This window comes from Orrella daihaiensis (genome assembly GCF_022811525.1).
GTDB lineage: Bacteria > Pseudomonadota > Gammaproteobacteria > Burkholderiales > Burkholderiaceae_B > Algicoccus > Algicoccus daihaiensis.
Genome location: NZ_CP063982.1, coordinates 302,849 through 322,496, shown reverse-complemented (window position 1 = coordinate 322,496; position 19,648 = coordinate 302,849). Strand labels below are relative to the sequence as shown.

The 19,648-nt window shown below is 53.7% G+C and carries 22 protein-coding genes and 1 tRNA gene; 9 read left to right on the top strand and 14 right to left on the bottom strand.

Annotated features, from left to right (window positions below; all coding sequences use genetic code 11):
* Positions 1-3 precede the first annotated feature (3 nt).
* From DHf2319_RS01540 to gpmA, 3 genes are read right to left on the bottom strand one after another with little or no spacing between them, the layout of a single operon-like run.
* On the bottom strand, positions 4-1,410 hold the full coding sequence (locus DHf2319_RS01540) for a S41 family peptidase (RefSeq protein ID WP_305802166.1): 1,407 nt from the start codon (positions 1,408-1,410) through the stop codon (positions 4-6).
* A gap of 52 nt (positions 1,411-1,462) precedes the next feature.
* Positions 1,463-2,665 (bottom strand): murein hydrolase activator EnvC family protein, encoded by a 1,203-nt coding sequence (locus DHf2319_RS01535; protein WP_243479054.1) that lies wholly within the window; start codon positions 2,663-2,665, stop codon positions 1,463-1,465.
* A 1-nt stretch (position 2,666) separates the two neighbouring features.
* Positions 2,667-3,419 (bottom strand): 2,3-diphosphoglycerate-dependent phosphoglycerate mutase, encoded by a 753-nt coding sequence (gene gpmA, locus DHf2319_RS01530; RefSeq protein ID WP_243479962.1) that lies wholly within the window; start codon positions 3,417-3,419, stop codon positions 2,667-2,669.
* A gap of 22 nt (positions 3,420-3,441) precedes the next feature.
* On the opposite strand from gpmA, the gene DHf2319_RS01525 reads away from it, so the two are divergent.
* From DHf2319_RS01525 to DHf2319_RS01510, 4 genes are read left to right on the top strand one after another with little or no spacing between them, the layout of a single operon-like run.
* Positions 3,442-3,927: a rhodanese-like domain-containing protein gene (locus DHf2319_RS01525; protein ID WP_243479053.1), complete on the top strand. Its 486-nt coding sequence runs from the start codon at positions 3,442-3,444 to the stop codon at positions 3,925-3,927.
* Positions 3,928-3,970: 43 nt separating this feature from the next.
* Positions 3,971-4,234 carry a glutaredoxin 3 gene (gene grxC / locus DHf2319_RS01520; RefSeq protein ID WP_243479052.1) on the top strand — a complete coding sequence of 88 codons (264 nt, stop codon included), beginning with the start codon at positions 3,971-3,973 and terminating at the stop codon, positions 4,232-4,234.
* A 40-nt stretch (positions 4,235-4,274) separates the two neighbouring features.
* Complete coding sequence (secB, locus tag DHf2319_RS01515) at positions 4,275-4,805, top strand: protein-export chaperone SecB (protein WP_243479051.1); 531 nt, start codon at positions 4,275-4,277, stop codon at positions 4,803-4,805.
* A gap of 22 nt (positions 4,806-4,827) precedes the next feature.
* Positions 4,828-5,859, top strand: coding sequence for an NAD(P)H-dependent glycerol-3-phosphate dehydrogenase (locus DHf2319_RS01510; protein ID WP_243479050.1), 1,032 nt, complete (start codon positions 4,828-4,830; stop codon positions 5,857-5,859).
* Between the two features lie 11 nt (positions 5,860-5,870).
* Here DHf2319_RS01510 and DHf2319_RS01505 read toward each other — a convergent pair whose 3' ends face one another.
* Together DHf2319_RS01505 and DHf2319_RS01500 are read right to left on the bottom strand one after the other, a co-directional pair.
* Positions 5,871-6,341, bottom strand: coding sequence for a tRNA (cytidine(34)-2'-O)-methyltransferase (locus tag DHf2319_RS01505; RefSeq protein ID WP_243479049.1), 471 nt, complete (start codon positions 6,339-6,341; stop codon positions 5,871-5,873).
* Positions 6,342-6,360: 19 nt separating this feature from the next.
* Positions 6,361-7,068: a ComF family protein gene (locus DHf2319_RS01500; protein ID WP_243479048.1), complete on the bottom strand. Its 708-nt coding sequence runs from the start codon at positions 7,066-7,068 to the stop codon at positions 6,361-6,363.
* A gap of 44 nt (positions 7,069-7,112) precedes the next feature.
* On the opposite strand from DHf2319_RS01500, the gene DHf2319_RS01495 reads away from it, so the two are divergent.
* Positions 7,113-8,021, top strand: coding sequence for a methyltransferase domain-containing protein (locus tag DHf2319_RS01495; protein ID WP_243479047.1), 909 nt, complete (start codon positions 7,113-7,115; stop codon positions 8,019-8,021).
* Here the strand turns inward: DHf2319_RS01495 and DHf2319_RS01490 are convergent.
* Complete coding sequence (locus DHf2319_RS01490) at positions 8,018-8,980, bottom strand: NAD(P)H-dependent flavin oxidoreductase (protein WP_243479046.1); 963 nt, start codon at positions 8,978-8,980, stop codon at positions 8,018-8,020. The two genes, DHf2319_RS01495 and DHf2319_RS01490, sit on opposite strands and share 4 nt — an antisense overlap.
* A gap of 18 nt (positions 8,981-8,998) precedes the next feature.
* Complete coding sequence (locus DHf2319_RS01485; RefSeq protein ID WP_243479045.1) at positions 8,999-9,640, bottom strand: FMN-binding negative transcriptional regulator; 642 nt, start codon at positions 9,638-9,640, stop codon at positions 8,999-9,001.
* Positions 9,641-9,731: 91 nt separating this feature from the next.
* Between DHf2319_RS01485 and garD the strand changes: the two genes are divergently transcribed.
* The 3 genes from garD to DHf2319_RS01470 all read left to right on the top strand — a co-directional run bounded on the left by garD (position 9,732) and on the right by DHf2319_RS01470 (position 12,814).
* Positions 9,732-11,327 carry a galactarate dehydratase gene (gene garD / locus DHf2319_RS01480; protein ID WP_243479044.1) on the top strand — a complete coding sequence of 532 codons (1,596 nt, stop codon included), beginning with the start codon at positions 9,732-9,734 and terminating at the stop codon, positions 11,325-11,327.
* Positions 11,328-11,330: 3 nt separating this feature from the next.
* A complete protein-coding gene (locus DHf2319_RS01475; protein ID WP_243479043.1) occupies positions 11,331-11,624 on the top strand; it encodes an ATPase with chaperone activity in 294 nt (97 codons plus the stop codon).
* Between the two features lie 86 nt (positions 11,625-11,710).
* Positions 11,711-12,814 (top strand): linear amide C-N hydrolase, encoded by a 1,104-nt coding sequence (locus DHf2319_RS01470; RefSeq protein WP_243479042.1) that lies wholly within the window; start codon positions 11,711-11,713, stop codon positions 12,812-12,814.
* Positions 12,815-12,829: 15 nt separating this feature from the next.
* On the opposite strand, the gene DHf2319_RS01465 is transcribed toward DHf2319_RS01470, so the two are convergent.
* The 3 genes from DHf2319_RS01465 to DHf2319_RS01455 all read right to left on the bottom strand — a co-directional run bounded on the left by DHf2319_RS01465 (position 12,830) and on the right by DHf2319_RS01455 (position 16,126).
* On the bottom strand, positions 12,830-14,224 hold the full coding sequence (locus tag DHf2319_RS01465; protein WP_243479041.1) for an FAD-binding oxidoreductase: 1,395 nt from the start codon (positions 14,222-14,224) through the stop codon (positions 12,830-12,832).
* 26 nt (positions 14,225-14,250) lie between these two features.
* A complete protein-coding gene (locus DHf2319_RS01460) occupies positions 14,251-15,204 on the bottom strand; it encodes an NAD(P)-dependent oxidoreductase (protein WP_243479040.1) in 954 nt (317 codons plus the stop codon).
* A 61-nt stretch (positions 15,205-15,265) separates the two neighbouring features.
* Positions 15,266-16,126 carry a sulfurtransferase gene (locus DHf2319_RS01455; RefSeq protein WP_243479039.1) on the bottom strand — a complete coding sequence of 287 codons (861 nt, stop codon included), beginning with the start codon at positions 16,124-16,126 and terminating at the stop codon, positions 15,266-15,268.
* A gap of 233 nt (positions 16,127-16,359) precedes the next feature.
* Here DHf2319_RS01455 and DHf2319_RS01450 point away from each other — a divergent pair, with 233 nt between their 5' ends.
* Positions 16,360-17,379: a helix-turn-helix domain-containing protein gene (locus tag DHf2319_RS01450; protein ID WP_243479038.1), complete on the top strand. Its 1,020-nt coding sequence runs from the start codon at positions 16,360-16,362 to the stop codon at positions 17,377-17,379.
* Between the two features lie 89 nt (positions 17,380-17,468).
* Here the strand turns inward: DHf2319_RS01450 and DHf2319_RS01445 are convergent.
* The 4 genes from DHf2319_RS01445 to DHf2319_RS01430 all read right to left on the bottom strand — a co-directional run bounded on the left by DHf2319_RS01445 (position 17,469) and on the right by DHf2319_RS01430 (position 19,639).
* Positions 17,469-17,544 (bottom strand) — tRNA-Thr (locus DHf2319_RS01445).
* A gap of 74 nt (positions 17,545-17,618) precedes the next feature.
* A complete protein-coding gene (locus DHf2319_RS01440; protein ID WP_243479037.1) occupies positions 17,619-18,059 on the bottom strand; it encodes a ClpXP protease specificity-enhancing factor in 441 nt (146 codons plus the stop codon).
* 15 nt (positions 18,060-18,074) lie between these two features.
* Positions 18,075-18,686, bottom strand: a complete 612-nt coding sequence (locus DHf2319_RS01435; RefSeq protein ID WP_243479036.1) for a glutathione S-transferase N-terminal domain-containing protein — start codon at positions 18,684-18,686, stop codon at positions 18,075-18,077.
* Positions 18,687-18,787: 101 nt separating this feature from the next.
* The gene (locus tag DHf2319_RS01430; RefSeq protein ID WP_243479035.1) at positions 18,788-19,639 is read right to left on the bottom strand and encodes a cytochrome c1; all 852 of its coding nucleotides are present in this window, start codon (positions 19,637-19,639) and stop codon (positions 18,788-18,790) included.
* Positions 19,640-19,648: the final 9 nt, after the last annotated feature.

The window sequence follows — 19,648 nt, the reverse complement described above, 5'->3', positions numbered from 1 at the left end:
CGCTTACTTCTTCTGAGCCGTCTTCAGGTTGTCGACCGGGCCATTGTCAACCGGCTTACCACGCAAGAAGTTAATGGCCTGTTGCAACTGGAAGTCGCCATCCTCACCAAACCTGAACGGCTTGGGCTGCTCTTTGTTGGCATCTTCACTGCTGGCCTCAGGCGTTTGCGTGTCTGACTGATCCTCTTTGGATTTCTTGGCTTGCCCGTTCTCCAGATGTTTGTTCAGGTCAGCTTCACGCATAACCGAGAACAAGTTACCAACTGGTGTATCCGTCACGATAATGTCGGGCTCTATGCCTTCGGCCTGGATAGATCGACCATTAGGCGTGTAGTAGCGCGATGTCGTGAGTTTGATGGCGGTCTCATGCGAGATCGGCAAAATAACCTGAACAGAACCCTTGCCAAACGTCTGGTTGCCCATGATGGTTGCACGCTTATAGTCCTGCAGCGCACCAGCCACGATTTCAGAGGCTGAGGCTGAACCCGCATTGACCAACACCACCATGGGTACCGTCTTCACCCAATCCGGCAACCCGGCCAGGTAATCAGCCTCGCCACGGGCGTAATCAACCGGATTGGCCAAGTATTTGCGACGCGCATCAGCTGCCCGTCCATCGGTTGACACCACCAGTTTGTCTGCCGGTAAAAACGCAGCCGACACACCAATCGCACCAGTTAACAAGCCACCTGGGTCATTGCGCAGATCCAGAATCAAAGCTTTGGGCACACCCTTGTCATCGAGTTGGCTCAGGTGCTTGGCCAAATCACTACCAGTTCGCTCCTGGAACTGTGAAATACGGACGTAACCAATGTCATCGTCGACGGTTTTACTACGCACACTACGCACTTTGATGATGTCGCGCACCAAGTCGACTACTACCGGCTTGTCCTGCCCCTGGCGCACCACCGTTAACGTCACGGGCGTCTTGACCGGTCCGCGCATCAACTTCACCGCATCGGTCAGGCTCATCCCCTTGGTTGACGTGTCATCGACTTTGATGATCAGATCACCGGCTTGCATTCCGGCGCGCTCAGCCGGCGTGTCTTCAATTGGTGAAATGACTTTGACAAACCCATCTTCGGAGCCGATTTCAATACCCAAACCACCAAACTGACCTTGTGTTGAGGTACGCATTTCTTTGAACGCCTCAGCATCAAGGTAAGCCGAGTGCGGATCGAGATCGGTCAACATGCCAGAAATGGCGCCGCTGATGAGCTTGTCATCGGTGACCTCTTCGACATAGTTCTCCTTGATGGCTGCAAAGACGTTGGAGAACTGGCGCAACTCGTCTAAGGGCAAAGGAGTGCTGGCGCGTTGGGCGACCGCTGAAATGCCAATGCTTAGCAACAGCCCTGCTACCAAGCCGGTACATAACAAGCCGATTGTGCGTAGTTTGCGACTGCTCATGTCTTTGTCCTGTTTTTTAGCGGTCTGACTGCTAGCTCTTTACTTTAAATTGTCAGCGCTTGAAATACAGCATGGGATCCAATGGCTTACCCCTATGCCGGACTTCAAAGTATAGGGCTGAATCAAGCTGCCCCCCCGTATTACCCGCGTTGGCAATCACATCACCTGCCTTGACGGTATCGCCCACCTCTTTAAGCAAGCTCTGGTTATAGGCATACACCGTTAAAAATTCGTCTGCGTGGTCCACAATAATCAAGTTCCCGAAACCACGCAACCAGGTCGCATACACAACAGTACCTGCTGCCACGGCCTTCACAGGCGTGCCTGGCTTGGCATCGATCAAAACCCCACGCCAATCGCCCCCGTCGGGCCGGCTGCTGCCATAGCGGGCCAAGATTGCCCCTTTGATTGGCATGGAAATTCCACGCTTTAAGCCCTCACCTTGCGGCAAAGCCTCTAGGATCTCCTGACGGATGGCGTTGGCGTGCTGCGCATCGGCTTGGAATTTGGCAATTTGCTGACCCAACCCTTCGATCAGTGCCGTTAACTGTTTCTCATCTTGAACCAGTTTGTCCCGCTCGGCCCGCTCAACCGCAATTGACCCTTCAAGCTTGGCCAGCAAATCCGCTCTTGCTTGGCGCTCTCTGCGCAAAACCGTTTGTTCAGCTTGAACTTCTTGCTGCTGCTTGGCAAGCAATTGTTGCTGTTCAGTTTGAGTGGCCTGCAATGCAGAAAGTTCCGCAACGCCCTTGTTTAAGCGCTCAATGGTTTTAACTCGGGCATCAGCGACAAACGAGAGGTAACCGAGCTCTTTGCCAAGCGACTGAGGGTCTTTGCCAGCCAACAAGGCACTCCATGGCGACAAGTTGCTGCTGTGCTGAGCACGCAGCTGGCTAGCGAGCGCTGACCGATCACGGTCGAGGTCAGCGTTTGTCTGCGCGATTTTCTTGGTCAATGTCTCTAGCGCTTGCTCACCACGCGCAATGGCTGCCTGCAAATCCTTCAGGCGCCTGGTGGCATCAGAAATAGCCAATTCAGACTGTCGCAGCTGATCTGAGGCGCGCCGAAACTCTTTGTTCCTGCGCTCGAGTTGCTCTTGCACCGATTTGATGCGCGCCTGTAGGTCCTGCTTGGCCTGCAGCGCCGCAGCTTGGTCTTGCTCCAACGACTCAATGGCCGGTTGACCCAAGGCAGGCCCCAATGACGCTGCCACGATGGCTAGCGCCAGCGCGACTCGGTGCGCTGGCCCCGTCATGTCAGTCCTTCTTGGCTTTACCCTGAGCAGCCACGGCAGCCATGGCGGCTTCGATGACGGCTGGGTCAGCCAGGTAGTAATGCTTAACCGGTTTCAGATTCTCATCGAGCTCATAAACCAAGGGCTGCCCCGTAGGAATATTGAGCGCGATGATATCTTCGTCTGACACATTATCCAGATGTTTGATCAAGGCGCGCAGACTATTGCCATGCGCTGAAATCAACACTCGCCGTCCAGAGCGTATCGCCGGCGCGATTGAATCATCCCAAAACGGCAGTACCCGATCAACCGTATCTTTGAGGCATTCGGTCGCCGGCAATTGCTCAGGGGTCAACTTGGCATAGCGCGGGTCAAAGCGGGGATGGCGCGGATCCTGCAAATCGAGGGGGTCTGGCGCAATAGCGTACGCGCGGCGCCAGATCAACACCTGCTCATCACCAAACTTAGCGGCTGTCTCTGCCTTGTTCAAGCCTTGCAAATTACCGTAATGACGCTCGTTAAGCCGCCAATTGTTATGCACCGGAAGGTACATCTGGTCGAGCGCATCCAGCGTTAACCACAAGGTCCGAATAGCGCGCTTTAGTACCGAGGTATAGGCTAGATCAAAGGTATAGCCTTTTTCTTTGAGCAACTGCCCCGCCTCCCAGGCCTGTTGGCGCCCTGTTTCGGTGAGGTCTACATCGGTCCATCCGGTAAACCGGTTCTCTAAATTCCACTGGCTCTCGCCATGGCGCATCAGGACAAGCTTATACATAGTGTCAGTTGTTTCATGGATCATGGAACAGTCATTTTATAATCAGCAGCATTGTCCTGCCGGGACGCTCAACCTGCAAAGCGAAAAAACCGTGGATTTCTTCTTAAAAACAGACAATTTGATGCTCTTGGGCATTGCCCTGTCCTCTGGACTGATGCTGTTGTGGCCTGTCATTCAGCGTGGCCGGGCCGGCGGCAGTGTCAGCACGACACAAGCCGTACAACTAATTAATCATGAGGATGCTGTCGTGGTCGATGTGCGTCCGTTGGCGAGCTTTCAGAACGGTCACATTCCCCATTCACGCAACATCCCGCTAGCCGAGATTGCGGACAAGGCCGCCAAGCTACCCAAAGACAAGCCGATTTTAGTGACCTGCGACCGTGGTCAGATAGCCGTCGGTGGCGCAGCCCGTCTACGCAAAGCCGGGCTTGAACGCGTGATGGTGATCGAAGGCGGTCTAAATGCCTGGTTGCAAGCCGGTCTGCCAACTTCCACTAAAAAGAAGTGAATCCACGACGCTCATTAACCCACACATCCATCGGAGGCAACGCGTGAAAAAAGTCGTGATGTACAGCACAGGATTTTGCCCATACTGCACACGTGCGGAAGCCCTGTTGGGTCAACGCGGCGTCACAGAAATAGAAAAAATCCGCATCGACACCGACCCCGCACAGCGCGAGGCCATGATGTCGCGCACCAACCGTCGCACTGTCCCACAGATCTTCATCGGTGACACCCACGTGGGCGGTTATGATGACCTTGCAGCACTTGACCGCGCCGGCGGACTGCTACCGCTGCTAGAAGGCAGCGACTGATTGCGCTGCCCAAACCTGATGACACACAACTGGAATTTTTATGGCTGACGAGAATACTGCGACAAACAACGATAACCCTACCTTTAACCTACAACGTGCCTACCTGAAAGATTTGTCGCTTGAGGTGCCCAACGCACCTCACGTATTTCTTGAGCAGCAAGCCCCAAATGTCGAAGTCAACATCGGCATCGGTGCTCAGCGCTTGGCTGAAACCATGTTTGAATCGACAGTCACAGTAACTGTCACCACCAAAATAGAAGACAAAGTGGTCTATCTGGTAGAAGCCACCCAAGGTGGTGTATTTGAACTGGCCAACATTCCAGATGAGCAAATTGATGCGCTCTTGGGTATTGTTTGCCCAACCATGCTTTACCCATATCTGCGCGCAAACGTGGCTGATGCGATCACCCGTACGACACTGCCACCATTGCACCTGACTGACGTGAACTTCCAGGCGCTGTATCAGCAACGCCAGGCCGAAGGCGCACAACAAGGCGAAGGCAACCTGCCCAATGGCAAAGCTGAGGATAGCTCGGGCATCATCTTGCCCGCTGGTGCCACACGCCAATAAACGCTAATTAGCCCTAAACCCCATGCATACACCTTTGCGCCCGCACGTCACTGTACTGGGTGCTGGTGCATGGGGAACCGCCATTGCGGCGGCTGCCTGCCGCCACGCCGAAGTCATTCTTTGGGGGCGTCGGCCAAGCGTCATCACCGCCATGGCACAAACTCGAATCAACAGCGAGCACTTGCCTGGCATTGAGTTGCCAAGTGCATTGCAGTACTCGAGTGACTTTCACCAAGCGCTCGAACACGTCTCACAACATCAGGGGCCTGGCTTGCTAGTGCTAGGCACTCCCATGGTGGGGTTACCTGAGATCTGCGAGCTGATTCAACAGCGCCTAAGCGCAGGGCTCAATATCACCGACATTGTCTGGTTATGCAAAGGGCTAACGGCTGACTCAGGCAAGCTGCCACACGAGCTAGTTGCTGCATCCATGAACACTCGCGAGCTAGCCACCGGGGTACTCTCGGGTCCTTCATTTGCAAAGGAAGTTGCGCTCGGGCTACCGGTTGCATTAACTGTCGCAAGCGATAGCCCAAGCTTGCGCGCACTGGTTACCTCTGTGTTTCATTCGGAGCACATGCGCATCTACAGTTCGTCAGACCTGATGGGGGTCGAAGTCGGTGGCGCCCTTAAAAATGTCATGGCAATTGCCTGTGGCATTTCAGACGGACTTGGGCTTGGCAATAACGCCAGAGCGGCGCTCATTACCCGCGGCTTGGCGGAAATGACCCGGTTTGGGGTAGCGCTTGGCGCTTTGCCTGGGACGTTTTCTGGGTTGACTGGCCTAGGTGATCTGGTGCTGACTGCCACAGGTGACTTATCGCGCAACCGGCAAGTTGGACTTCGCGTTGGCCAGGGCGAATCATTGGTTGATATTCTGGCTGGCGGCATGACAGCAGAAGGCGCGCGATGCGCCCAAGCGGTACTGGCGCGCGCCCGAGCAATGAACGTCCCCATGCCTATCACCGAAGCCGTTTGCGATACGCTTTTCGGGGGCGTTACAGCAGCTCATGCCGTGCATCGATTGATGGCGCGTTCAGCAACCGAAGAATGATCTGATGGCGGCTACTGCCCGCCTGTATAGCCCTGCTGGCGCCAAGCCTCATACACCACCACGGCTACTGTGTTGGAAAGATTCAAGCTGCGCTGGCCGTCACGCATGGGTAGCCGAATCCACTGCTCAGGCGCGAACAGTTGGCGCTGCGCCTCGGACAACCCGGCCGTCTCGCGGCCAAATACAAACACATCACCGGGCTCAAACGTGATTTCACCAATCAATCGCTTGCCGCGCGTTGTCATGGCGAATTGCCGGTCACTCGGTGTACCGGTCGCAGCCAACGCGTGCGCCAATGTGTCATGTATCTTCAGGGGCTGCCACTCATGGTAATCAAGCCCTGCACGCCGCAACCGACGATCATCAATCTCAAAGCCCAAAGGGCGTACTAAATGCAGCTGTGCGCCCACATTGGCACATAGCCTGATCGCATTACCCGTATTAGGCGGGATTTCAGGTTCGACAAGAATGACATGAAACATGCGCGAGATTGTGCCAGATTCAAGCCCGCTGTGGTGTGCGCGCAGCAGCCAACACCACCACTTGTCTGGCACCAGCTGCTTTGGCTACACGCGCGACTTCAACTGCTGTGCTGGTGGTGGTGACTACATCATCGATCACACCAATAGGCCGACCGGCCACAGCCGGATGAGCCACGTATCGACCCCGCACTGACAGGGACCGTTCTCTGCGATTGAGCGTCTTTTGCGCAGGACCATCATGACGCTGGGTGAGCCAGTCCAGACGACAAGGTATGTTTGTCGCTGAGGCCACCAGACGCGCCAGCTGTTGCGCTGGGCTAAATCCTGTGTGTTTCAAGCGTGCCGCACTAGCTGGTATGGGCACCCAGGCATCGAGTTGGTAGGTCTGAAGCAATGGCTGCGCCGCTCGAACCATCAAGTCGCTTAAAAGTCGGGCCAGTGTGAGTTGTTTGCCCTCTTTATACAGCTGGATCAACAACTGCCCACTGAACTGGTAGTCAATCGCACACACGACGGCGTCGAGCACGCTACCATGTTCACAGTTGCTGCAAAGCCCGGATTGCGTCGCGCAAACGCCGCATGTTCGGCACAGCGAGCGTCGTTGGCGCGCACCAAACGTGTCTGCCTCGCATCCCGCGCACAACAAACCGCCGTGGGCTGCCATCTGGCACAAAGGGCAACGGCTAGGCAGGCGCCTGAGCAAACGAGAAACAAATGAAGATTTCATACAACCAACATTTTGCAACGACTAGCCATGGTTAAATTTGCAGCATGACAAACTCATCACACCTAGAGCGCCTTGCCATTGAGCCTAGACATGTCAAGCAACAGTTTGACCGTCGCGGTGATCTTGAGTGCGCCGAGTTTTTATACGGTGAAATTGCCGCTCGCATGCTTGATCGCCTAGCGCTGATCCGGCTTGAACCAACAGTGATTCTGGATGCTGGCTGTGGTGCAGGCAGACGGTTCGCGGCACTTCGGCAACGCTACCCGCAGGCAACCATCCTTGGACTAGATCACAACCAAAGACTACTAACGCTGGCCAGACAAGCCCTCAAAGAATCGATTTGGCAAAGGTTTCTGGGCTCTATGGGACGTAAGCCGGCCATTGAGCTGATTAACGCTGAGCTAGACCGCACTCAACTGGCCCCTGAATCGATCGACTTGATCTGGTCAAACCTTGCCATGCACTGGCATCCGGAACCACACCACGTGCTGCGTGAATGGTCTCGTTTGTTGCGACCGAATGGTTTGGCATTTTTTACGGTTTGGGGGCCTGCCACAGGAAAGGAATTACGCGAAGCCATCACAGCGGCTGGACTACAAACCGCAACCCTGCCGCTCGTTGACATGCACGACCTCGGGGACCTGATGGTAGAGCACGGGTTTGCAGATCCAGTCATGGATCAGGAAACCATCACGCTGACCTATGACCATGCAGGTGCCTTGCTAGCGGATGCATATGCCCTCGGTGGCAATCCGAACCCGCAGCGCAAAGCCAGCTTGGCTTCGCGAGTTTGGCGAGAACACTTAATCGATGCGCTTGAGTCCAAACGTCAGGCTAACAAACTCACCCTGACCTTGGAAATCGCCTACGGACATGCGTGGCGCAATAGCATTCGTCGCCAGGGCAATGAGACTCGAATCAGCGTGCAAGCGATCGGTCGCAAATCAGATTAAGCGATCCGGGCGCGCGCCGCCTCATACTCACGTTTCAGACGGTCCACGATCTCGCCCACCGACACGATGTCATCAACCTGCCCGACTCCTTGACCGGCACCCCAGATGTCTTTCCAGCTTTTGGGTTTGGAGGTGCCCGACGAGAAGTTCATGTCCTGCTTGTCTGTAGGCAAGTTATCTGGATCAAGACCCGCTTTTTCTATGCTCTCGCGGATGTAGTTACCACGCACACCGGTAAAGAGATCGGTATAAATGATGTCAGAGGCACTCGCACGAACAATCGCATCTTTGTAGTCCTGAACAGCATTGGCCTCGGTACTGGCAATAAATCGGGTGCCGATGTAGGCCAGGTCTGCACCCATGGCTTGGGCAGCCAGCACGGCTGCACCGGTGCTGATGGCGCCCGACAGAATCACGGGTCCCTGATAGTGGCGTCGTAACTCCCCAACCAAGGCAAATGGCGACTGCGTGCCGGCATGACCACCCGCGCCAGCTGCCACGACGATAAGACCGTCTACGCCAGCATCAAGCGCCTTGGCTGCATGCCTCATATTGATCACGTCGTGCAAGACAATGCCCCCGTAGGCATGCACCGCATCAATAATCTCCGGCACTGGCGCACGCAACGAAGTAATCAAAATGGGAACCTCGTGCTTGACACAGGTCTGGACATCTTGCGCCAGGCGCACATTGGAGTCATGCACAATCTGGTTCACCGCAATTGGGCCAACCGGCTTATTGGGATTGTCGGCTTTGAACTGCGCGAGCTCGGCCTTCATGTCGGTAAGCCACTGATCCAGCACTTGCGCCGGTCGAGCATTTAAGGCAGGAAATGAGCCGACAATGCCGGCTTTGCACTGTGCCAGCACCAGCTCGGGGTAACTAATCGTAAACATGGGTGATGCGATCACCGGCAAGGACAGGTTTTGCAGGACGGGCGGTAAGTGCGAGTCATCCATGTTGATTGCCTCGTTAATTTAGTGTTTGTCGTGATGCAGGGTTTGCATGATTTGTAGCATGGCGGCTGCGTCACCATCCGTGTCAACGCCCGCCAGATAACTTTGCACACCTGCCCGATCTGCCGCGTTGCGGTTCTGACTAAGCTTGAACTTGGCGGTGACCGATTCAATCTGAATTTCAATGGCCACGATGGCTTTCAAACTTGCGTCCAAGTAGTCCTCTGGCGCATCAGACACCGACCACGGGTGAGGCTGATCTTGCTCAGCAAATTGCGTCAACTCATTGACCACCGCATGCTTGATAGCAGGTTCGTCACGCGCCACGAGCTGTCCCCGCACCTGCACCGTGGCATAGTTATAGGTCGGCACCACACGATGATGTTCAGCCTTACCAGGATAGGCGTTGGGCGTGATGTAAACCTGCGGGCCAGTAAAGATGGCAAGCGCAGCACCGGCGTGCCGCCACAGTGGATTGGCTCGTGCCACATGTCCTACCAAGCAAGATCCAGTCTGCAGACAGCCACGCAACAGCAGTGGAACTGGATTGCAAATCAACTGCCCATCGGTATCGGCAACCACAACCTGAGCCAATGGATAGTCTCTGACCAGGGACTCGATCGCCTCTTGCGATGGCGCAGCAAAATGCTTGGGCAAATACATGGTTAAACGACCCAGAAAAACGATAAAAGGACTGTTCAATTGAGTTGCGACACACTACGCTTATAGCATCGTAAAACAGTTACCAGAGCATATGGACCAACCGAATAACGGCAGCCAGATATCGCCAGTCATCATTCAAATGCACCCTGCGGACAATGTCGCGGTTGTGGCCAACGACGGTGGCTTAGCTAGCGGCACCAAGTTGTCTGACGGGCTTGTCTTGCAAGAAAGAATCCCCCAAGGCCACAAGGTGGCACTGGCGAACCTGGCGGCGGGCCAGCCAGTGCGGCGCTATAACGTCATCATTGGTTACGCCAAAGATGACATTGCCGCTGGCAGCTGGATTCACGAAAACCGTCTCAGACTGCCTGAGCCACCATCTTTAGATGATTTGCCGATAGCGACTGCCACGCCTGCCTGTGCGCCACCACTTGAGGGCTATACCTTCGAAGGGTTTCGTAATCCCGACGGCAGCGTTGGTACGCGCAACATCTTGGCCATCAGTTCAACAGTGCAATGCGTAGCCGGTGTCATCGAGTTTGCGGTCAAACGGATCAAGGACAAATTGTTACCCAACTTCCCGAATGTGGATGATGTCATTTCGCTTGAACACACCTACGGCTGTGGCGTGGCCATTGATGCCCCGGGTTCGGAGGTGCCGATTCGCACATTACGGCATCTGGCCCAGAATCCGAATTTTGGGGGGGAGGTGATGCTCGTGAGCTTGGGCTGCGAGAAGCTCCAACCCGAGCGGCTGATGCCCGCGGGCAGCATTGAGATCCATCGCGAGCAACTAGGCACCATCAACGATACCCGTTGGGGTGACCTTGATGTGGTTTGCCTACAAGACAAGGAACACATCGGGTTTGACAGCATGATTGAACACATCATGCTGCAAGCCGAGCAACACCTGCGACGGCTCAATGCCAGAAAGCGAGAGACCGTGCCTGCCAGTGAACTCGTGGTTGGCATGCAATGTGGCGGCAGTGATGCGTTTTCCGGGATCACTGCCAACCCGGTGCTCGGGTTTGCGAGTGACTTACTGGTGCGTGCTGGTGCCACGGTTATGTTCTCCGAAGTCACCGAGGTGCGCGACGGGATTGCCCAGTTAACGTCGCGCGCAACCACACCACGGGTAGCGCAAAAACTGATCGAGCACATGCAATGGTTTGATGAATACCTCGCTCGTGGCGGGGTAGATCGCAGCGCCAATACGTCGCCTGGCAATAAACGCGGGGGGCTGTCGAATATCGTGGAAAAAGCCATGGGCTCGATCAGCAAAAGCGGCACTGCACCAATTGCCGGCGTGCTTGGGCCTGGCGACAGGCTCAATGGTCAGCGCGGGCTTATCTTTAACGCATCACCAGCCAGTGACTTTATCTGTGGCACATTGCAGCTTGCGGCTGGTATGAACCTGCACATCTTTACAACTGGACGCGGCACGCCCTACGGACTAGCCCAATGCCCCGTCATTAAAGTCGCCACTCGCAGCGACCTGGCCAGACGCTGGCACGATCTTATGGACGTAAACGCCGGGTTGGTAGCCGATGGCCAGCAGACCATTGAGTCATTGGGTTGGGAACTGTTTCACCTGATTCTGGAGGTGGCAAGCGGCAAACAAACCTGGGCAGAGCACTGGAAGCTTCACAACAGCCTCGCGCTCTTTAATCCAGCACCGGTGACATGACCGATGTCATTTGAACGCCAAATTCAAATTCCAGCCTCGTTTCTGGCGCTCTACACACCGAGCGGCCATGCACGCCCCACACCGCCTAGGCAATGGCTGGAAGACCGTCATGACCTGTGTGAGGACCTGTCACAGCTATTGGCCGAGAAGGTCAAAGATAAGGTCTGGCAACTGGGTATCACCGAGTCTGACGCCCTGCTGCGTATTGAGCGAGGCTTGCCGAGCTTGAATCTTGAGATGAACGATGCTGAACGGCAATGGGTCATGATCCGTGTACAAGAAATTCTTGGGCAATAAACAATACGTAGAATCATAGGAGTTAGGGGTTTTGCCGGTAAACTGCCCCATGAATTCATATGGCAGTTTTTTGAAGGAGAATCACCATGACAACTTCCTGGCATAAGCGCTGGATTGCTGGCGCACTAGCGGCCTGCATGATGATGGGGCCAGCTGTCTCGCAAGCCTGCACCAGTTTTCTGCTGCCTGGGTCTGATGGTGGCTTTGTCTACGGCCGCACACTTGAATTTGGCATTGACATTGACTCTCGTGGTATTGCAATCGCCCCCAACATCGCCTTTGAAGGCACCGGCGTCGATGGCAAGCCAGGCACTGGCCTGAAGTGGACCAGCAAGTATGCAGCCATCGGATCGGCAGCACTTGGGTTGCCCATTCTGGTTGATGGTCTGAATGAAAAAGGTCTGGCTGGTGGCATGTTGTATGCGCCTGGCATTACCGAGTATCAGGAAGTTGATCCTTCTGAATCAGGGCAATCGATTGCCTCCTATGAGATGCTGGTCTACGCCTTGACCAACTTTGCCACGGTAGACGAGGCACGCGAAGGCTTCAGAAAAATCAAAGTCAATCGCTCCCCCCAGAAGCTCTTTAAAGGCGTGGTCGATCTACATCTAACCCTGCATGACGCCAGTGGCAAAAGTATCGTCATTGAATACATCGGTGGCGAGTTACAGATTTCTGACAACCCAACCTCAGTACTTACCAATGCCCCGCATTTCAACTGGCATTTGAATAATCTGGGCAATTACACCAAACTCTCGCCCAAAGAGCCTGGCTCAATCAAGCTCGGCACCACGGTGCTTGGTCCATGGAGCACGGGCTATGGCATGACCGGGCTGCCGGGTGATATGTCTTCACCGTCAAGGTTTGTTCGGGCATTTTTCATGAAACAAAACGCCCCCACCAATCTCACCACGGACAAGCAAGTTGCCACAGCATTTCATTTTCTGAACAACTTTGACCTGCCACCGGGCATGATCGCACTTGGCGACGGTGGGTTTGGCGGTGGTGGTGGTGGCTATGAAATCACCTATTGGTCAGCTGTATCAGACCTAAAAAACAAAATCTTTTACCTCCGCACCCATGGCAACCCCTCGATTCAGACTATCGAGATGTCCAAGATCGACATGAATGCCAAAGAAGTGGTGTATTTTGATTTCTCGACTTCATGGGGTCTGACCCGGTTGAACTAAACCCAACCCACTGCCTCAAAAATCAATCACTCGGCCCCGGTTCAAAATTTGTCCGGGGTCGAGTGCCTTTTTAATGACCTTCATCACTTCAATTTCAGCAGGCGAACGCGAATAACCAAGCCATGGTTTCTTGCGCGTTCCAATACCATGCTCGGCTGAGACTGACCCATGATATTGCTTGACCAGTTCATAGACTGCCGCATCGATGGCGTCTTTAGGAAATGTCTGGCGTGGGCCGGGCACGTGCACGACGATATGCAGGTTACTGTCACCAATGTGCCCAAAGAACAATGATTGGGCACAAGCCATATCTTTGGCCAATTGGGACTTCAGCGTTGTGACAAATTCACAAACACTTTGTATCGGTAGACTCACATCAAAACTTGCATACGGCGCAAAAAGCAACGGAAACTCCGACACCGAATCTCTGATACGCCAGAAAGCATCTGCCTGCTTGCCAGATTGTGCAATCGCTGCATCAGTCAGCTCGCCAGCGTCAAGCGCACTCTCAAGCAAACCCTCTAACACATCATTTGCCAGGCCAGCATCACCGGTTGCAACCTCGAGCAATACAGCCATGACGTCAGATCGCTCAAATGGCGATACATTACCTGGAACGCGCTCGGTCATAAATGAAAAGAAATCGGGCCACATGACTTCAAAGGCTAACAATGACGGGCCAGCCATACTGCGCACTCGCCGTAAAAAGCTGACCATCGCATCTTGATGCGCCAGGGCACATAAAACCGTGGTGGTCTCAGTTGGCATCGCATGCAAGCGCAACACTGCACGGGTGATCACGCCTAGCGTACCCTCGGATCCAATGAACAATTGCTTGACGTCATAACCCGCATTGTTCTTGAGCATTTTGTTTAAGCTCGTGACGATGGTGCCATCGGCTAGAACTACTTCTAAACCGAGCACCTGCTCACGCATCATGCCGTAGCGAATGACCCGATTGCCACCAGCGTTGGTTGCAATGTTGCCACCAACCTGACAAGACCCGCGTGCGCCTAGATCAACTGCAAAATACAAGCCAGCGGCTTGCGCTGCTTCTTGGACTAACTGTAACGGTGTGCCAGCCCAAACTGTCATACAACTGGCTGTGGCATCAATTTCCTGGACCCCATTTAAAAACTCCAGCGACATCACCACATCGCCGTCATTAGCCTGGCTAGCGCCAACCAATCCCGTCATCCCGCCCTGTACGGTCACTGGGTGCCCATGGGCATGGCACACCTTTAAAGCGGCTGACACTGCCTCAGTCGATCGTGGACGCACCACCGCGACAGGCTCGCAAACGCTGGCCTTGGACCAGTCAGTCTTGTAACGCGGCTCAATCTGCTCGTGCACGAGCAATTGATCGTCGCCTAGTGCCTGCCTCAAATCATGAATGAATGAATCTGACATGCTCATCCTTTGCGACGCTAAACCACTTAACCAAACACTTCTGGGTTCACTACGTTGTCTGGGCGTTGGCCCGCCATCAACGCTAGTAACGTGTCAACTGCCCATTGGCTCATGTGCGATAGGGCTGTTGACGTATTGCCTGCCAAATGGGGAGTCAACAACACGTTGGGACACTCAAAAATTGGTTCACGCCCGGTCAATGGCCCGTTCTCATGGACATCTAGCGCAGCGCCAGCCAATCGACCTTCAAGCAAGGCATCAACCAATGCAGGCGTATCAACCACAGGCCCTCGGGCGACATTGATCAGTAGCGCAGATGCTTTGGCCTGTGAAAGTACTTGGGCATTCATCAAGTGGTGCGTTTGTTCGGTATGGGGACAAGCCAGGACGATGACATCTGAAACCCGCATCAATTCCGTCAGATCAACTGCCACAGCTGGTGATGCCACCATCTGAGGCCTGCGCGTGTGCGCCACAACTCTCATGCCCAGGGCATGCGCGATGCTGCCCAAGCGCTGCCCGATCGATCCATAACCTACCACCCCGAGCACGCCGCCAGCGAGCTCAATACAGTCGTTCGATAAAGGCTTGGCAGTCTCCCAGCCTTCACCGCGCAAAACATCATTGATACCCACTAAATTGCGGCGCAGGGCAAACATGGCAGCCAACACGTACTCAACCACTGCCTGCGTATTGCTACCAGGCAAATTAGCCACGGCGATACCTTTTGCGGTAGCTGCAGTCACGGGTACCATATCGAGGCCAACCCCATGGCGCACCACGTATTTCATGCGGGTAGTGTTTTCAAAGACATCAGCAGGCAGGTGGCTGCGCACAATCATCGCGTCACAATCGACGGCTAACGACCTAAAGGTCTGCGCTTGCGCATCGGGTGCTATGACTAGCTCTACCAATTCACCGAGTCGCGCCTGGGCGACTCGGTGAATTGGATTGGTTAACAGGACTCGGAAATCAGGCATGGTTGGCTCACGCAAGCGAATAACCGACCCAATTTAAAACAATGGCGGGCCTCACAACGCGTCAGGCAGATCCTGTTGCAATTGGGGCACCCTCGCGCGAACACCATTCGCTCCAAGAACCCACATATAGAGGCGCCGTACCTAGTCCGATCATATGCAAGGCCAGTAGGTTATGGCAGGCCGACACACCTGAGCCACATTGCATGATCAGATACTCAGCTCTACGAGCACCAATTTGAGCCTGAAACTCTACGGTCAATTGCTCAGGCGTTTTGAAGGTCCCGTCTGCGTTTAAGTTGTGTTTGTAAAAACGATTAATGGCACCAGGTATGTGTCCACCAACAGGGTCAAGCGTCTCATTCTGGCCAGCAAATCGATCCTCCGAACGAGCATCCATCACGAGCTTTTCCTGGCTAGAGATGTTGTCTAGTACGTCCTCGTAGGAAACGACGGTCATGCCCTCACCACGATCACTAAAATTGCCTGCCGTCACTGTCGGAGACACGCCAGACTCGAGCGCACCGCCCGAGTCTTTCCAGGCCTTCAGGCCACCGTTCAATACAGCGACGTTGCGATGACCTAACCAATTCAATGTCCACCAAACCCGGCTGGCATGAACGCTTTCGCATTGGTCATAGACCACAACCTGATCACCATCGCTGACACCAAGGCGTTGCATCACGGCGACCACGTCTTGCCGCTCTGGCAGTGGATGTCTTCCGTTACGACCGGTTTTTTTACCACCCACATCGCTATCTAACGACACAAACCGTGCGCCCGGTAGATGCCCTGCCTCGTACTGACGTCGCCCCAAATTGGGATCAAACAGGTCGTGGCTCGCGTCAAGTAACACGAGGCTGTTTGGATTGTCACGCAACAACAGGCCCAACTCAGCAACAGAAATAAGAGTTTGATAACTCATCGTAGCCTCCAAAGCGAGAGCTGCAGATTAACGGGTAGCGGTCGTTCTGGCAAATTGGCTTTGAGCGGCAGTCATCCGAACATCGCTGTTTCCCCTCGATCATTTGAAAGGCGAAACATTTAGATGGCCATTTCGTCCCACTAAGTCCTGCTTGCCAACAGTTATGAATTTTTCCCATTTTTATTGATTTATGCCATCATGTATGCAATGCAAACATCGCTAATGTATCTGGCATGCAGACACCCGTTGCTTCATACAAGACCCAGTGGAAAGTCGGGGACCAACTGCTTGTTGATTCCACACTGAATGACCGTTACCCCGAGAATGATTTGTTCTCTGTGCGATATCCGTTACCTGCGCACATCGGCCAGGGCGAATTTACGAGCATCAAGCTCGCAAGCGGTATCAGCCTGCATCACTCCATGTTTAGATTCAACGTCGAGGCCAGTACCAATCCCGTCAGTGTTTACCTCGAACTAAAAATGAAGGAAGAATCGCTCTTAATGAGCAGCGTTCTTTCTGGTGGTATGGTTCGCCACGACCACATCAAGCCGATCATTAGTCGCATCGAGCCTGGACGGACACTGTTACAGTGGCAAGAGATGTCCGCTGCAGAGGTTATCTTCGATCGTGTGCCGGTGATTGAGATACTCTACTTGCATGCCAGTAAATCCTCTTTGTTCAGGCTTATTGGACAGGAGCTCACTGACGACTTACAGGCTCAATGCAGATCGCCCAATCGGGTTTATGCGCTACCATCAAACGTCATTGCGCCACTGAAATACTGTTTCGACTACAGACTCGACTCGTCACTGCAAAAACTGCATGCTCAGAACAAGGCCCTCGAGTTCCTTGAGGGCTTGATAGGTCATCTAAGCCGTCTCAAGACGCCTAAACAAATCGGAAAGTCATTCGACACGCAGGCGCTATTCGATTACCTATCAACCAACATCACTGAACCCCATACCGTTGTTGGCTTAGCTAAATTGTTCGGTGTGTCACCAAAATCCATGAACATGGCGTTCGTGCGCAAGTACGGGATGAGCGTCGCTCAATTCATCCGCGAACAGAGACTGGCCCTGGCTCATGAACAAATTACACAAAGCAAATTACAGATCTCCGAAATAGCCGCCAAACTGGGTTACCCCCACATAAGCAATTTCAGCTCGCTCTTCAAGTCGTTTTACGGCTATTCACCAATTACGCTCAGAAATCAGGCAATGTCTGCGAGACTTGCGAGCCGGTTCAAGTAACTGACGCGCTGGACTTAACAGAGTTTGATGAATGCTCATTCCCTTAGTGGGATAGAGCCGGGGCGTCGGGCGTGTTCCCGAGTGAGGATTGGTGCCGGTGAAAGGAGTTGAACCCTCGACCTTCGCATTACAAGTGCGCTGCTCTACCAACTGAGCTACACCGGCATTTGATCGCTTTTCAAAACAAAGCGGACGTATTGTAAAAGATTATTCGAATTTGACTAAATCACACCCTAGATTTACTTCACGATGCGCAAACTCGGGCGCTTTGACTTCTCATCAGTGCCAATTTGCTCGGGGGAGTCAGCATCCTGAACACTCGCTTGAAGATTGCCATCGGTCTCTAGGACAGTCTCGGATGTAGTGGTTTCATCCACCTCAAACCCCATGCCTGTGCCTGTCTCACGGGCATAAATGGCTGTCACTGCCGCCACGGGTACCGAGATATGCTCTGCCTTACCACCAAAGCGAGCCTGAAACTCGATGAGTTCGTTACCAATCACCAGGCCTCCTGTAGCCAGATGACCGATGTTCAGTGTGATTTGACCATCCTGTACAAATGCCGCAGGCACACGGCAAGCGTTATTGACCTGCACGACAATATGGGGCGTATAACCATTGTCAGTCGCCCACTCGTATAACGCGCGCAGGAAATAAGGCTTTGTCGATGTTTCAGGCATTGACGACATCCCAGTCTATCGACGCATCACTTTTTCAGAGGGAGTCAGTGCCTCAATGTACGCCGGGCGGGAAAAAATTCTTTCCCCATATTTTTGGATCGGCGCCGCAGTTTTTGGAAGCTCGATGCCGTAGTGATCCAAGCGCCAAAGCAACGGTGCCATCGCCACATCAAGCATGGTGAATTCGTCACCCAACATGTACTTGTTCTTGATCAACAAGGGCGCAAGTTGTGACAAACGATCACGGATAGCAGCCCGAGCAGCGTCAAGACGCTTGGTATCTGCACGCGCGGTCCTGTCCTCCAAGAGCGCCACGTGCACGAACAGTTCTTTTTCAAAGTTGAACAAGAACAAGCGAGTACGCGCACGCATCACTGGATCGGCTGGCATCAGTTGTGGATGCGGAAACCGTTCATCGATGTACTCATTGATGATATTGGACTCGTACAGGATCAAGTCACGTTCAACCAGAATTGGCACCTGGCCGTAGGGGTTCATGACACTGATGTCTTCAGGCTTGTTGTACAGGTCAATATCCTGCACCTCAAAGTCCATATCTTTTTCATAGAGGGCAAAGCGGCAGCGATGCGAAAACGGGCAGGTCGTGCCGGAGTAAAGGACCATCATGGTGAGGTACCGTCCTGAATCAGAAAATTAATAACGAATCAAATCAAATGACAAAAGCCAGCACCAGCCTTAAGGCAGGTGCTGGCCCGAAGTAGTGGATTTTAACGGACGTGTTTCCAGTATGTCGCGTTAAGGCGCCATGCCACTACAAAAAACAGACCCAAGAAAATTAACACCCAAACACCAATCTTCTTGCGCTCAAGCTGAACAGGTTCAGCCATCCAAGTCATAAATGCAGCCAAGTCACCCATGTCCTTGTCGTACTGGGCAGCTTTTTTGGGGTCAAGTGCCTTGAACGTATGGGTTTCGCCACCGGGGCCCGAGTAATTATCGAGAGTTTCAGCCTTGGCCGTCCAGTACCCCTGAGCGTCATACTGCTTGGTGAGTTTCTCCCAGACCATCTTGCCGTCTTTAGGCACTTGATGGATCAAGGTCGATGTCAACTCACGAGGACCCTGTTGATCCCATAGGACATGAGGCATACCGGCGTTGGGAAAGGCAAGGTTGTTCCAGCCCGTTGCGTTAGTCGTATCGCGATAGAACGTACGCATGTAGGTGTAGATGTAGTCACCACCCGGGGGGCCTGCATTAATTGACTTGGCACGAGCGATCACTGACAAGTCGGGAGGTGCAGCACCGAACCATCGCGCCCCATCTTGCACAGTCATCGCGATGGTCATCATGTCACCTACTTTCTCACCGGTGAACAACAGACTTTCCTTGATCTGCTGATCGGTCAAGCCGATGTCGCGCAATTTGTTGTAGCGCAGCGACTTGGCACTGTGGCAATTCAAGCAGTGATTCACAAAGATCTTGGCGCCATTTTGCAAGGCGGCTTGATCGTTCAGTTTGGGTGGTGCTTTGTCCAAAGGATAAGAACTGCCTGCCGCCATGGCAACTGAACAGGTCAAGGATACAACGATAGCACCAAGGAGCTTATTCATTAATTTCATCACGTCTCT